Raw genomic sequence first — 12,456 nt, forward strand, 5'->3', positions numbered from 1 at the left:
AATAGTAGATAAATGAGGTGTTTTTAATTTTTACAGATCAGCAATTGCGAATGCTCATCAAAGGTGAAGTTATAGGGGACACCTTTCCTTATGATAGCTATGATGAAAAAGAGATCTTGGCACATATCAATCGGCTGTTTTACCGAATCAATCGCATCCACAATGTGCTCTGCGAAGCGGAATGGGATCATTTTGGCAGTGGCTATGCTTCCTTTGTGGAGTTTTTTTGTTATCGGAAAGAAGATTGTATCGTTGTGGAAGAAAAGAATGGAATACGTGAAATAGAGATAAAAGGTATTATACTCGATATAAGTCGTCTAGCATCAGTCGCTATAATGGGAGAAGACGTTAGGTATAGAACTATTAGTATAGAGACGAACGAGGAAGTAAGCAGTGGACAAGGTACAATTCTTGATGATCCTACTTCGTTAGTTGTGGGTGCGGAAGTGGAAATACTAGCAATAGAATTACGAAAAGCTCTACAGGAGTTTGATTTCAACCTATTAGCTGCAAAGGAAATGAGTGCACCACTATCGTTTAAAACAAAAATCCCAACAATATATCGGAATGAGCGACAATATCTAGTGTTGGATGCCATCTTTTATTGGGAAGATTAATAAAGGGGTTAAATGTAGATCGATAAAATAAATAGGGAGGAACGATATGAAAGTGGAAGTAGTGGAATACAACAATCAATGGCCAGAATTGTTTAAAATAGAATCTCAAAAGATCGCCACGGTTTTTAAAGAAGAATTAGTAAGTATTCATCACATCGGCAGTACATCTGTAGAGGGTCTATCAGCTAAACCAATTATTGATATAATGCCCGTAGTAAAGACAATCGAAAATGTTGACGCCTTGAGTACTCAGATGAATGAAATCGGTTATGAAGCGCTTGGTGAATTTGGAATGAGGGGAAGACGTTATTTTAGAAAAGGTGAACAGACTCGAACACATCAAATCCATGTATTCCAGGAGGATAACCTATACGACATTGCTCGTCATTTAGCTGTTAGAGATTATCTTCTCGTTCATCATGAGGAGAGTAATCTCTATGGCAAATTGAAAATAAAACTGGCTGCCATGTTTCCAGACGACATAGAATCCTATATGGATGGGAAAAATTTGTTTGTGAAGGAATTAGAGCGAAAAGCGCTTATTTGGTACGATGCCAAAGCGTGATATGTGGAAGGAAAACTGAAAAGTAAAGAGGTGTTCTATGAGGTTATTCGCGAAGTTAGGAATCATAGTAATTTCAACACTTCTACTAACCGCATGTTTTGGAGAAGATTATGATTTCACCCCTCCAGATGTTACGCTGATGAATCATACGGAATATACTGATACAGATGAATTGACTGCGGTGAATATCGAGTGGGATTCGGACAAATTATACACTAAGAAAACCAATGATATTTTCTCAGTCGCAAACGATCAGAAAACATTGGTTTATCATATAGGACAAGAAGTGAGAGTCGTATTTGTCACTCAGGATTTTGCTATCAGGAAGTTGAGCGCTTATTTTATGAAAGATGGTATTAAAACAGAAATCGAGGTAGATGGGGAAGTTTTCAACATGCCTAACGAGAAGGGTAAATATATCATTGTCTTACATCTTCTTGCAGATAGTGGAACGGTAGAATATGTAGGGAACGTGTTAATTGAGTAGTGGTGAACCGTTACTAGTGGTGCTAGCCATCTTTAGAATTGTGAATCTAATACTGAGATTCCATTAAGCTGGTTTACATAATATTATTATAGGTACTAACAGAAAGGAGTTTAGTAATGCTGGCAATTATTGAAGTATTGGGTATTGTATTACCTATTATAATAGCGGGTCGGATTGTGGTATTTGTCATTAAGAGACTGGATCAGAAAATGAAGCAAGGTGCGTTGCCTAAGAAAAAATCGAATAGCGCTATTTTCCGAATGTCGAGAAGTCATTTGATGTGAAAGAGATGCTTTGGAAATTAGAGAAATCGAATGTAGATGTACATATGTATGATGGGGAGCACGGGTTTAGTGATCCTTACGCTGCTTCATACAATAGAGAACTGGCTTACATGACCTGTAAGCAAACAATAGACTTCTTCAGAAATAATGGAATGAATCGTGTAGAGGGAAGCACTTCATGAGGAGAAGTGCTTTTAGCTGTTTAGATAAATTGATAATACAACCCTAACTGTGTATCGTACCATAACAAAGTGCCATGTTTTCGTTTTGGTAGGCGTGTTTGGAAACTCCACTCAGGATACTGTTTGATGATTTGGACTTGATCACCAGTGGCGAAGGCGATAAAGGATATATAATGATCTTTTGTCATCGGGTGATCACTTGAGATAAAATGTTCATTATCCACTTCTTCAATCGTGAGTTTTTCTGTCTGGCTCGCTTTCTTTGCTTCGAGCGCTTCCAGCTTCCTGCCACAGCAAGATATTGTAATATCTCCTGTTGCTAATACGATATTATGGCAAGATGGGCATACAAAGTACTTTGATTTCTTCATATTTCCTCCTATAAATTCATTAGACAGTAATTCACCGTCTAAAATGTTTTCTATATTTACACCTAGTAGTGTAGATAAGCTAGATAAAAGCGTTACATCAGGACAACCATATCCGCGCTCCCATTTTGAAATGGTGCGATCCGAGATATTCATTTGATCGGCTAATTGCTTCTGTGTGAATCCTTTTTCTTTGCGCAAATTATATATTACTTCTCCAACTTTACTCGTATCCATCGTTTTCCCTCCTGCTCTCTATATATCATAGGCGCAACTCTCACGTGCATCAACAAACGTTCGGTGGAGTTTGTTACACTCATCTGTACTAGCATGGATAATTTACTTAATAATATAAAAGAACAGCACTGAGGTAGCAGAAAGGAAGGTGAATAGGAATGAAACAGCATTGTTGCGAAGATATGGCGTATCATGCAAATTTCACATGCGACATACACGATGAACCGTTTGATTGTCCGGATCAATTAATCCTGTTTGATAAAACAGATCAAGATTACCGACTGCTGATTCATGATGGAGGTACTTCTAGTATCGGTATTTCTTTTTGCCCTTGGTGTGGGAATAAATTATGAATGAGCTATTAGATTATTGAAAGGATAAGTGACTATGGAATATACACTTAAAGATAGAAGTTTCGAGTTCAGTGAAACAGAAGTAAAACATGAAGTAATCAAAATTGGAGAACCAGAGGATGACCTTTTCGAAATTGAATTCAAACTAACCTTCTCTTATGGATTCTTGAATTACTCACATAATTTTATTTGGATAAATCAAGATATCGAAACGTTATTGGAACAAATGAAGAAAATGGATGAAAAGAATTATGGTACTCTTAGTGTACTTTCCCCAGGGGTTTCTTTCGCTTATTTAAAAGATCCCCATGATGAAAACCTTTATGAGTTTACGGTTTTCATGGATACTGGCTATATTAATTCCTATATGGGAACTGAATCGAAACTTGGAATTACTCTAATAGTAACCCGTGAAGATATTGCAAACTGGATTACTTCTTTTATAAAAAGTTAGTTGAAAAACTGCCCACTCCCTTGCCTTCGGAAAATAGGCGAGGGAGTGGGCCATTTACTTTTTTGTTGCTTGTTCAATTACGATCCATAAATCATTCTTATTCTCATTACGTTCTTTCCGTCAATGAATCATATCCGTATTGTCTTACTTCTGTCTACTTCATCCAATTTAGTAGAGCGTTTTCTTAACATGAGTCATCACCCAACTGATTTTTGACATACTTCAATAATTTCTTCGCTACTGAAAACTCATGTGTTTGATAGAGTGAACGGGCCCCAACTGGATCCTCGATTTCATTCAGCAACCAGCCACCTGAAATTGGAAGTATGAAATCCATGCCAATATAATCGCTCGAAATTGCCCGGGAAATCGCCTGAACTTGTTTGGTTTCCGTGTTGTTTAACGTGTACAATTCTACCGTGCCACCCAATGTGTAGTTGGATTTGAATGAATCTTTCGCTCCAGTTCGTTTTACAGCACCTAACACTTCATTACCCAACATGAATACGCGGACATCTGTTGCATTCGATTCGATGAAGGGCTGCACGATTAGTTCATTATGATCGAATCGATTTAAAATAGTTTCAGCTTGCTTCGCGGATTCGCATAGAAATACTTCACTACCGCCATGACCTCCGCGCGTTTTCATTACAAAGGGTAAGGGGGGAAGTTGATCCGCTCGGAATGTGGGAACGGCGGGAATACCAAGTAGAGTAGCGAGTTCAAATGTACGCAGTTTATCATTGGCGATTTTCTGTACACTCGCTCGATTGAACACACGGTAGCTCGCTTGTTCCAATTCCAAAGCGAATGTAGGATTACGATCTCGGAATAAAATGAAATCAAGCGGCTCGGTAGGCGAATCAGTTATCAGCTTTAATTCAATCCCTAGATTTTTCGCTTCTTTCAAAAGATCGTCGATAAACGCGTGATTCCTCTTCGCTTCCTCCTCATTATAGTAAACGGCGCCTTTCATTTAATCTTCTCCAATATGTACGCGATCATTGCATCGGCTACGTTAATGCCGGTGACGTTCAAGAGGTTACGGATATGTGCTGCGCCGTTCACTTCGCAAACGAGGGGCTGTTCATCCGCACCGAATAATAAATCCACGCCTGCGAATTCTGCTCCAACTGCTTTTGCCGCTTCCATAGCTAGTGTTTTCTGTGCGCTAGTCAATTCCACCACTTCAGCTACGCCACCGTTCGTAATATTCGCTCGAAAATCTGTCTCTGAGTGGCGATACATAGCCGCAATGATTTGATCTCCTACTATGTTTACGCGTAAGTCTCGACCTCTACTCGTCTCAATGAACTCTTGAAAGACATAATCCACGCCACGCAGCTCATCGACTTTCTCATAGAACGCATCTTTCGTCTCGATCAAATACACCTTCATACCAAATGAGCCATGACCTTCTTTAATAATCATAGGTAAGCGTAGAGTCTCAAGGACATTCTCGTAATATCCGCTTTCTGTAATCGTGAAATTAGGATAAACTTTCGGTGCGATGATCGTCTTCGGCATCGCGACACCATGCTTCGCTAGTTCAAGATACTGTTTTGCTTTATTATCACAAGTTTCAATAACTTCAGGATCATTGAAGACGGGGATCCCCATATTTTTCAAATACTGTGCAAGCAACGTATCTTTATCGAGGAAGACGACGAAATTAGGAGCATCTTTCACTTCGTTTTGCACATCCATCTGAATTTCATAATTTTTTAAGATTGTCGTCCGTACACCAGCACGCTCTGCCGCTTCCTGTATAAGCCGTGCTTGATCAGCGAATTTATCACTCGTTAAACTACCATTATAAATAACCCAACAACTTTTCAATCCCGACGCCACCTTTGCTATACTGTATATAACTTAATTTTAGCACAGGAGGAATTTCTTTGATTCCAAAATTTGATGAATATAAAAAACAATTTGACATAAAGAGTGATGATTTGATTAAACCGGGTTTGGACGCGATTGAAGAGGCATTGGCGAGTGTGTTGAATCCTGAGAGAGATTTACGAATTATTCATGTGGCGGGTACGAACGGTAAAGGCTCGACGATTGCGGTAATGGAAGCTGTCCTGCAAGCACACGGATTTGAAACGGGCGTATTTTCTTCACCAGCCATAGTGGATGTACATGATCAGATTCGAATCAATGGAAAGCCAATTAGACATGAGGAATTGGAGTATGTGTTCGAGGAGATGGAAGCCGCAGGATTGAGTGGTATGCTGACGGACTTTGAATTGCTGACAGTGGCGGCTTTTTTGGCGTTTCGTAACGCGGGACCTGATTATGTGTTACTTGAGACGGGGATGGGTGGCAGATTCGACAGCACGAATGTTGTGACGCCTTTAGTGTCCATCATTACGTCGATTGCGCTAGATCATATTGGGTTTCTTGGTGACACGGTAGCGAAGATCGCAGAGCATAAGGCGGGCATCATTAAACCATATACTCCTGTAGTTATAGGAGAGCTACCAGAAGAAGCGAAAGAGGTTGTACTGGCAGAAGCAAAGATGAAAAAAAGTTTAGTGCGTGCATATGGAGAGAATTTCACTATGGAGCAAGGGGAGACGGAAAAGTTTAGGGGAATGTCTACATTTGAAATTCCAGTGCGGCATATGAAAGGCCCACACCAGGCAATCAATCATGCAGTGGCACTAGAAGCTTTATCATTGGCAGGGGTGCCTTTAAAACAAGACAAGGTGACAGAAGCGATTACGAATGTTGCATTGCCTTTTCGATTCCACAAAATTGCGGAGAATGTGTATATTGATGGAGCGCATAATCCCGCCGCGGCTCATATGTTGGTGCGGACGATTGAAGAGCAGTTTCCGGGAGAGAATGTCGATTGGGTTGTTGGGATGTTGAATACGAAAGATTACGCGGAAACATTGAAGATCTTGGCACCGCTTGCAAATAGTTTTGCGTTTGTGGATTTTCCACATGAGCAAGCTGCGAAAGCGGAGGATTTGCAGGTGGTTTGTCCTATAGAAGCGAGCCGCGTAATTTCATATAAAGAAGTGAATTTGAAATGTTCACAAAAACACATAAAAGTAGTCGTTGGCTCTCTTTACTTATTGAGTAGTTTAATGAGACAATAGGCTTAACAGAATGAGTTTTATAGACTTATATATTTATATTAGGGTATTTAGTTTTATTTTCTATAGTAAAATATGATGATAATAAAGGTTAATATATATTTAGAAATCAAAGAATCATTTCAGGAAGGAAGACCAATATGTTTATGCATTATGTGAAAAAAAATTCAGGAATGACTCTTGTGGAAGTTTTAGCATCTCTAGTGTTGCTATCAATTATAATAATTTCCTTCTTGGCAGTCTTTCCCACTGTTGCGAAACAAAATAAAGCTTCTGAAGAGTTTATGGATGCGACATATATCGCTCAATCTGAAATGGAATATATTATTAGCATAAAAGGACAGGAAGATGGTCTTACTGACTTAGTAAAAAAGCTTGTGGAAAGTGAAAGAGTAATAAAGAATGAAGGTAGAGTTAGGTACAAAACAGCTACTTCGACTAGTAAAGAAATTGTATTGGAACGAGAAACTCCAGAGTTATCCTATAAAGTTACAATTATCTTTAATAAAGACGTGACTTATCAAACTTCACATGTACTAGTAAAAGTATCTCAATTGGACCTAGAGGAAAAGATGAGAGCCCAGATGGAAACAATTCTATGGTGGGGGGAGAACTAATGAAAAATTCTATCAAAGATCAAAAAGGTGTAACACTGGTAGAGTTATTGGCTGTTCTCGTGCTTTTGTCACTAATAGGGTTGATGATATTTGGAATCTATTTCTCTGGTAAAAAAGAGTATGATATCCAAAAAGAAAAAACAGAACATCAGGAAAACATTCTATTTGTAATGAAATATCTTACGAAAGAGATTAGAAAAAAGAATAATTTCAGAGTATTCGATGAAGATGTGCTGGAAATTAAAAAAGAGACTGGGAAGGATATTTATCGACGTAAGGGTACCACATTATTTAAAAATTCTGAAGTGCTTGCTGATAACATTAAAGATTTCAAAGTGGAGTCTTCTGATGGTAAAGCATTAAAAATTGAAGTGGTTAGCGATGATAAACTTAATAGGAATAGTGATGCGAAAAAGATTGAGACAACCATCGTGATTAGAAAAGGAGGGGAGTCATGAGAAACGACAAAGGGTATACACTTGTTGTTGTTTTAATGGTTCTGGTTGTAATGGCTGTTTTAGGCACCTCCATAATTGGACTATCATTGAATAATTCTAAAATGACTAGGGGAGAGCAGGACGACCAGTCAGTTTTCTACATTGCAGAATCTGGAGTGAACTATACACTAGCTCGAATAAATGAAATTGCTACTGCCACTGCTTCCCAATTTACTAAAGCCGACGATGAAGCTAATTTTTTTCAGGCGGTAAGTGAAAAAGTGCGATTAGCAGGTATTGAGGATGATACAAAAAATCAGCAATTTGAAAATTTATACGGAGAGAAACCAGAGATTATAAATGTTGAAATCAAAAGAGGAATTGACCGTAATATTTCTAAGTATGAGATTCGTTCTACAGGGAGAATTGGGGGAAAGGTAAGAACTGTAAGTCAAATCATAACTTTGAATTATGAAATACTTCCAGGTATAGGCACTGGTCAGGGTGGGAATAGCGGTAATGGAGATGTAGGAACAGGTACATCAACTAGTTTTCCCGCAATTAAAGTTCCGGACGGCACAGCTGTTTTTGTTAATGGGAAAATTAGTATAAGTGGTGGAGCTATAATTAATGGAAGTATAGGAACGAACCTAACAGATAATAAATCTATTACGCTCAGTGGCGGTCCAAAAATTTCTGGAAATATCTTTGTACCTGTTGGTTCTGAAAAAGGTGCATTAGATAAACCGAATTCGATGACTATCTCAGTCCCTATTGGTATGGAAGAATCCGGAATTATGAAATTACCAGAGTTTCCAGAATACCCTTCCTATAAGAAGCCGTCCGATGTAACAATAGGTGATCAATATAAACGAAAAGATGTCATCAAAGATGGCGGCGTCTACGCAGATAATTATGTCTCAAATAATTATACGTTAAACATTGACGGTAACATGTATTTAACTACTATAAAGGTTGACGGAAATAACACACTGAAAATTAATGTTGGAGATAAAGATAGAGTCATTGTGGTGGACCATCTAGATGTCCTTCAAGGAAAAATAGAGATCATAGGTACAGGCAAACTTACATTAATGGTAAAAGATAAAATTAATGTAAAAGGATCTATTGGAAACAGTGGCTCAGCTAATCAATTAGGTATATTCTTTGAGGGCTCAACAACCAAGGAACCTAAAAAGGTGAAATTCGATAATGAAACTCAAATTAATGGTTCATTTTATGCGAAGGATGCAGATATCGAGTTGACAGGCGGTGGTGGAATTAAAGGGAATATTTTAACTGGTGGAAAAGAGGTAAAGGTAAGTGGAGGAGTTAAAGCAGATCCAACATTAATCCTAGCACCGAATGCCGCTGTTAATATATCAGGTGGTGGTAACATAAGTGGTGCGATTTACGCAGGTTCATTTACCGCTGATGGGGGGGCTAGTGTGACTTTCAAGCAGCCGAATATAGGCGCGGTTCCAATTGGTCCCGGAACAAATAAGCCCGATCCGGTAGTTCCTGATAATACTTTAATCACACCACCACATATTACTAGAGGCGAATTCAAAGAAATTTAACATTATATTTTATTGGTAAAGGAAGGTGTCCAATGCAATCAAAATTATACAAAACCAGCTTAGCCTTAGGTGTTCTACTACTGGTCATCTTCGTATTATTCGCCCAACAAGCATACGCAGGTGACGGATTCTTCTCGAATTTCAAGAAGTTCAGCAAGCACACATATGCAGGACCGTTTGAGATATCAAAGCATAATCGTAAAGATGCGAAAGAAAAGCTTATAAATAATTTTGCAGAGCTTGAACAAGCTTTATCAGTACAACTAATCGTACAAGATCTTCAAGTAGATGTTCCTACAGAAATAGTAAGTTTTAATCCAGACGCTACATTAAATCAAGCGAAAAGTGGAGATGACAATTCATTAGTCGCGAGTGTTTCCCGTGAAGGTCTTCGCACGGTGATGAAGCAGAATTTTAATTCGCTTACATTCAGTGAAGCCGAGGTAGAGACGATTGCTGCACAAATAGAAGTTCAGCTACGGAGTGGTATTATGCCGCAACAAGTATATGTAGCCAACTATATTCCTGAGTTGTATGAGCAGAATCAAGTGATTGCTTCAGCTATATATGAAGCGGATGAACTAGCAAAAGGTCTGCGTTTATTGATGGATGACTTGGATGGGTTGGAGATTCAGCCGAACTCCTCGTTTTCATTCAGTGAATATCTAGAAGGTAAAGAGTCTGCTAGTGCGACAGATTTACAAATGACGATTATGGCGTCTCTACTATATAAAGCGGCACTGCAAACGAATTGGATTATGGATGAACGAAATATTTCTACTGAATTGCCAGCAGGCGTTGAACCAGGATTCGAAGCGGCGATTAATCGTAAGCTCGATTTGGATTTCCAATTCACGAACCCTAATCAAACAGTCTTCACGATTCGTACGGATTGGACAGGCTCACAATTGGAGCTGTCAATTGAAGGTCTGCCATTTGTGCATAGCTACGATACTGAAGTGGAGAAAATTACAAAGTATGACCCTAAAAAGGTTATCCGTTATAGCGCTTTTGTAAATGCGGGTGCGATTGAAGTAGTGGATAAAGGTAAAAAAGGCATGGAGGTTGCGGTTAAACGTAATGTTATGCTGAATGGTTCATTGGAAGAGATTGAAGATGTATCGGTTGATTTCTATGCTCCGCAACCAATTATTGAACGTCATAGTTTAGAAAAAGTAGTAGAGAAAGTTCCTGATAGTAATGTGGAAAGTAATTCTGGCACTACTGATGGAAACACTTCAGGTAATGGGTCGACTGATAATCCGTCTAATTCATCTAACGGAAATGGCTCCACTTCTCCAAATAGTGGCGGATCAGGTAGCGATGGTAACTTGGGATCGGGGAGCAAAGGCTCAGGATCATCTAACGGAAGTGATGCAAGTAACTCGAATGGTTCCGGCACCAAAGATGATGTGAAATATGATTACGATAAAGGTGGCAATCTGATTAAAGTCGACAAGAATGGTAATCCAATCGATTGATAAAGGGGGATTCAGATGGCGACAACTAGAAAACGTCTTGGAGATTTATTAATAGAGTCTGGCTTGCTATCGGACGAACAGTTAATGAGTACGTTGAAAGAAAAGTCTCGGGATGAGCGACTTGGTGATGCGTTATTGCAGCGTGGGTATATTACGGAGCAGCAGTTAATTGAAGTGTTGGAGTTCCAACTCGGAATTCCTCACGTCAACTTGTTCCGATATCCGTTTGATCCGAAGTTGTTTAATATTGTACCTAAAGGTTTAGCGCAGCAAAAAATGATTGTTCCGTTGAAAAAAGATGGCGATAAATTATTTGTCGCGATGGCGGACCCAATGGATTACAATACAATTGAAGATTTACGACTTTCCACAGGATTTCATATAGAAACTGCGATTGCGTCAAAAGATGATATAACACGAACGATCACTCGATATTATGATGATGAATTATTTGATGACTTGTTGTTTGAAGAACCAGACACTACGGCAAGTCAGATGGAGCAACAAGATGATATCGTGGATAATGATTCTCCTGTTGTGCGTCTAGTGAACCAGATTATTTCTAGTGCGGTGTCTATGAAGTCCAGTGATATTCATATTGATCCTCAAGAACATCAAGTCATCATCCGTTTTAGAATTGACGGAAAGTTGCAGACGGAACGAGTTTTACCAAAGCATATGCAGTCCATGTTACTTGCACGGATTAAAATTATGGGGAATTTGAACATTACCGAATCTCGCATGCCTCAGGATGGTCGGATTAAAGTAATGATTGATTTCCGTCCGATTGATTTGCGGTTATCGACTTTGCCGACAGTCTTTGGTGAGAAAGTCGTTATGCGTATTTTGGACTTGAGCAGCTCGTTGAACGATATGACAAAGCTTGGTTTTGGGCCAACGAATCTAGAGCGTTTTCTTGAAGAAATTGAGAAGCCAAATGGTATCGTTCTGATATCTGGTCCAACGGGTTCTGGTAAATCATCTACGTTATATGCAGCCTTGAATCGATTGAATAGCGAAGAGGTAAATATTATTACGATTGAAGATCCTGTGGAGTATCAATTGGAAGGAATTAATCAAATTCAAGTGAATTCCAATGTAGGGTTAACGTTTGCGACAGGGTTACGTTCTATTTTACGGCAAGATCCTGACGTGGTAATGGTCGGGGAAATTCGGGATAAAGAGACGGTGGAAATCGCGATACGTGCTTCATTGACAGGACACTTAGTTTTAAGCACAATCCACACGAATGACTCGGTTGCGTCTATATCAAGATTGCTTGATATGGGTGTGGAGCCTTTCCTTTTGACTGCTTCTTTGAATGCGATTGTAGCTCAACGATTGGTTCGTCGTGTTTGTCGAGATTGTGGTACTACTCAGCCGGCTACTGATCGTGAAAAAGAGATTTTTGTTAGACGTGGGAAAACGATAGAAACGATCCATCGCGGTACAGGTTGTTCTGCGTGTAATATGACTGGTTATCGAGGACGTATTGCGATACATGAAGTTTTGATAATAAATGCGGAATTGCGTGATGCTATTAATAGTGGCGCAGCACCTACAGTATTCCGTGATATTGCAGAGAGAAGTGAAACGATATTCCTGATAGACGATGGTTTGGAAAAAGTACAGCAAGGCATTACAACTACTGAAGAAGTGTTGAGAGTAGCCTTGTTAGATTAGGAGT

General features: G+C 39.2%; 15 protein-coding genes. 12 read left to right on the plus strand and 3 right to left on the minus strand.

Annotated elements, in window-relative coordinates; translation table 11 throughout:
• The first annotated feature begins 17 nt into the window (after positions 1-17).
• The 4 genes from H605_RS0107560 to H605_RS18890 all read left to right on the plus strand — a co-directional run bounded on the left by H605_RS0107560 (position 18) and on the right by H605_RS18890 (position 1,953).
• Positions 18-617, plus strand: a complete 600-nt coding sequence (locus tag H605_RS0107560) for a hypothetical protein (protein ID WP_155979491.1) — start codon at positions 18-20, stop codon at positions 615-617.
• A 46-nt stretch (positions 618-663) separates the two neighbouring features.
• Positions 664-1,182, plus strand: coding sequence for a GrpB family protein (locus H605_RS0107565; RefSeq protein WP_029053668.1), 519 nt, complete (start codon positions 664-666; stop codon positions 1,180-1,182).
• Between the two features lie 37 nt (positions 1,183-1,219).
• Complete coding sequence (locus tag H605_RS0107570) at positions 1,220-1,669, plus strand: hypothetical protein (RefSeq protein ID WP_029053669.1); 450 nt, start codon at positions 1,220-1,222, stop codon at positions 1,667-1,669.
• Positions 1,670-1,785: 116 nt separating this feature from the next.
• Positions 1,786-1,953 carry a hypothetical protein gene (locus tag H605_RS18890; protein WP_155979492.1) on the plus strand — a complete coding sequence of 56 codons (168 nt, stop codon included), beginning with the start codon at positions 1,786-1,788 and terminating at the stop codon, positions 1,951-1,953.
• 202 nt (positions 1,954-2,155) lie between these two features.
• Here H605_RS18890 and H605_RS0107585 read toward each other — a convergent pair whose 3' ends face one another.
• The gene (locus tag H605_RS0107585) at positions 2,156-2,740 is read right to left on the minus strand and encodes a helix-turn-helix domain-containing protein (protein WP_029053671.1); all 585 of its coding nucleotides are present in this window, start codon (positions 2,738-2,740) and stop codon (positions 2,156-2,158) included.
• Positions 2,741-2,898: 158 nt separating this feature from the next.
• Here H605_RS0107585 and H605_RS0107590 point away from each other — a divergent pair, with 158 nt between their 5' ends.
• Both H605_RS0107590 and H605_RS0107595 read left to right on the plus strand, forming a co-directional pair.
• Positions 2,899-3,093 (plus strand): DUF6980 family protein, encoded by a 195-nt coding sequence (locus H605_RS0107590; protein WP_029053672.1) that lies wholly within the window; start codon positions 2,899-2,901, stop codon positions 3,091-3,093.
• A gap of 34 nt (positions 3,094-3,127) precedes the next feature.
• A complete protein-coding gene (locus H605_RS0107595; protein WP_029053673.1) occupies positions 3,128-3,547 on the plus strand; it encodes a hypothetical protein in 420 nt (139 codons plus the stop codon).
• A 184-nt stretch (positions 3,548-3,731) separates the two neighbouring features.
• Here H605_RS0107595 and H605_RS0107600 read toward each other — a convergent pair whose 3' ends face one another.
• Both H605_RS0107600 and H605_RS0107605 read right to left on the minus strand, forming a co-directional pair.
• A complete protein-coding gene (locus H605_RS0107600) occupies positions 3,732-4,523 on the minus strand; it encodes an ATP-grasp domain-containing protein (protein WP_029053674.1) in 792 nt (263 codons plus the stop codon).
• Complete coding sequence (locus H605_RS0107605; RefSeq protein ID WP_029053675.1) at positions 4,520-5,386, minus strand: ATP-grasp domain-containing protein; 867 nt, start codon at positions 5,384-5,386, stop codon at positions 4,520-4,522. Before H605_RS0107605 ends, H605_RS0107600 begins: the two co-directional genes overlap by 4 nt.
• A 59-nt stretch (positions 5,387-5,445) precedes the next feature.
• On the opposite strand from H605_RS0107605, the gene H605_RS0107610 reads away from it, so the two are divergent.
• The 6 genes from H605_RS0107610 to H605_RS0107635 all read left to right on the plus strand — a co-directional run bounded on the left by H605_RS0107610 (position 5,446) and on the right by H605_RS0107635 (position 12,452).
• Positions 5,446-6,657 (plus strand): bifunctional folylpolyglutamate synthase/dihydrofolate synthase, encoded by a 1,212-nt coding sequence (locus tag H605_RS0107610; protein WP_029053676.1) that lies wholly within the window; start codon positions 5,446-5,448, stop codon positions 6,655-6,657.
• 137 nt (positions 6,658-6,794) lie between these two features.
• Positions 6,795-7,271: a type IV pilus modification PilV family protein gene (locus H605_RS18370; protein ID WP_051210505.1), complete on the plus strand. Its 477-nt coding sequence runs from the start codon at positions 6,795-6,797 to the stop codon at positions 7,269-7,271.
• Positions 7,271-7,729, plus strand: coding sequence for a prepilin-type N-terminal cleavage/methylation domain-containing protein (locus tag H605_RS0107620; RefSeq protein WP_029053677.1), 459 nt, complete (start codon positions 7,271-7,273; stop codon positions 7,727-7,729). Before H605_RS18370 ends, H605_RS0107620 begins: the two co-directional genes overlap by 1 nt.
• Positions 7,726-9,288, plus strand: a complete 1,563-nt coding sequence (locus H605_RS0107625; RefSeq protein ID WP_029053678.1) for a DUF7305 domain-containing protein — start codon at positions 7,726-7,728, stop codon at positions 9,286-9,288. Before H605_RS0107620 ends, H605_RS0107625 begins: the two co-directional genes overlap by 4 nt.
• Positions 9,289-9,320: 32 nt before the next feature.
• Positions 9,321-10,769 carry a VanW family protein gene (locus tag H605_RS0107630; protein WP_029053679.1) on the plus strand — a complete coding sequence of 483 codons (1,449 nt, stop codon included), beginning with the start codon at positions 9,321-9,323 and terminating at the stop codon, positions 10,767-10,769.
• Between the two features lie 15 nt (positions 10,770-10,784).
• Positions 10,785-12,452, plus strand: a complete 1,668-nt coding sequence (locus tag H605_RS0107635) for a GspE/PulE family protein (protein WP_029053680.1) — start codon at positions 10,785-10,787, stop codon at positions 12,450-12,452.
• Positions 12,453-12,456 lie beyond the last annotated feature (4 nt).

It is taken from the genome of Sporosarcina ureae DSM 2281, assembly GCF_000425545.1.
Lineage (GTDB): Bacteria > Bacillota > Bacilli > Bacillales_A > Planococcaceae > Sporosarcina > Sporosarcina ureae.

What these genes read in the sequence shown, in the direction of transcription:
- H605_RS0107600 (WP_029053674.1), bottom strand. Translation starts at nt 4,523, where the DNA reads ATGAAAGGCGCCGTTTACTATAATGAGGAGGAAGCGAAGAGGAATCAC.
- H605_RS0107565 (WP_029053668.1), top strand. Translation starts at nt 664, where the DNA reads ATGAAAGTGGAAGTAGTGGAATACAACAATCAATGGCCAGAATTGTTT.
- H605_RS18890 (WP_155979492.1), top strand. Translation starts at nt 1,786, where the DNA reads ATGCTGGCAATTATTGAAGTATTGGGTATTGTATTACCTATTATAATA.
- H605_RS0107585 (WP_029053671.1), bottom strand. Translation starts at nt 2,740, where the DNA reads ATGGATACGAGTAAAGTTGGAGAAGTAATATATAATTTGCGCAAAGAA.
- H605_RS0107595 (WP_029053673.1), top strand. Translation starts at nt 3,128, where the DNA reads ATGGAATATACACTTAAAGATAGAAGTTTCGAGTTCAGTGAAACAGAA.
- H605_RS0107625 (WP_029053678.1), top strand. Translation starts at nt 7,726, where the DNA reads ATGAGAAACGACAAAGGGTATACACTTGTTGTTGTTTTAATGGTTCTG.
- H605_RS0107630 (WP_029053679.1), top strand. Translation starts at nt 9,321, where the DNA reads ATGCAATCAAAATTATACAAAACCAGCTTAGCCTTAGGTGTTCTACTA.
- H605_RS0107635 (WP_029053680.1), top strand. Translation starts at nt 10,785, where the DNA reads ATGGCGACAACTAGAAAACGTCTTGGAGATTTATTAATAGAGTCTGGC.
- H605_RS0107620 (WP_029053677.1), top strand. Translation starts at nt 7,271, where the DNA reads ATGAAAAATTCTATCAAAGATCAAAAAGGTGTAACACTGGTAGAGTTA.
- H605_RS0107570 (WP_029053669.1), top strand. Translation starts at nt 1,220, where the DNA reads ATGAGGTTATTCGCGAAGTTAGGAATCATAGTAATTTCAACACTTCTA.
- H605_RS18370 (WP_051210505.1), top strand. Translation starts at nt 6,795, where the DNA reads ATGTTTATGCATTATGTGAAAAAAAATTCAGGAATGACTCTTGTGGAA.
- H605_RS0107590 (WP_029053672.1), top strand. Translation starts at nt 2,899, where the DNA reads ATGAAACAGCATTGTTGCGAAGATATGGCGTATCATGCAAATTTCACA.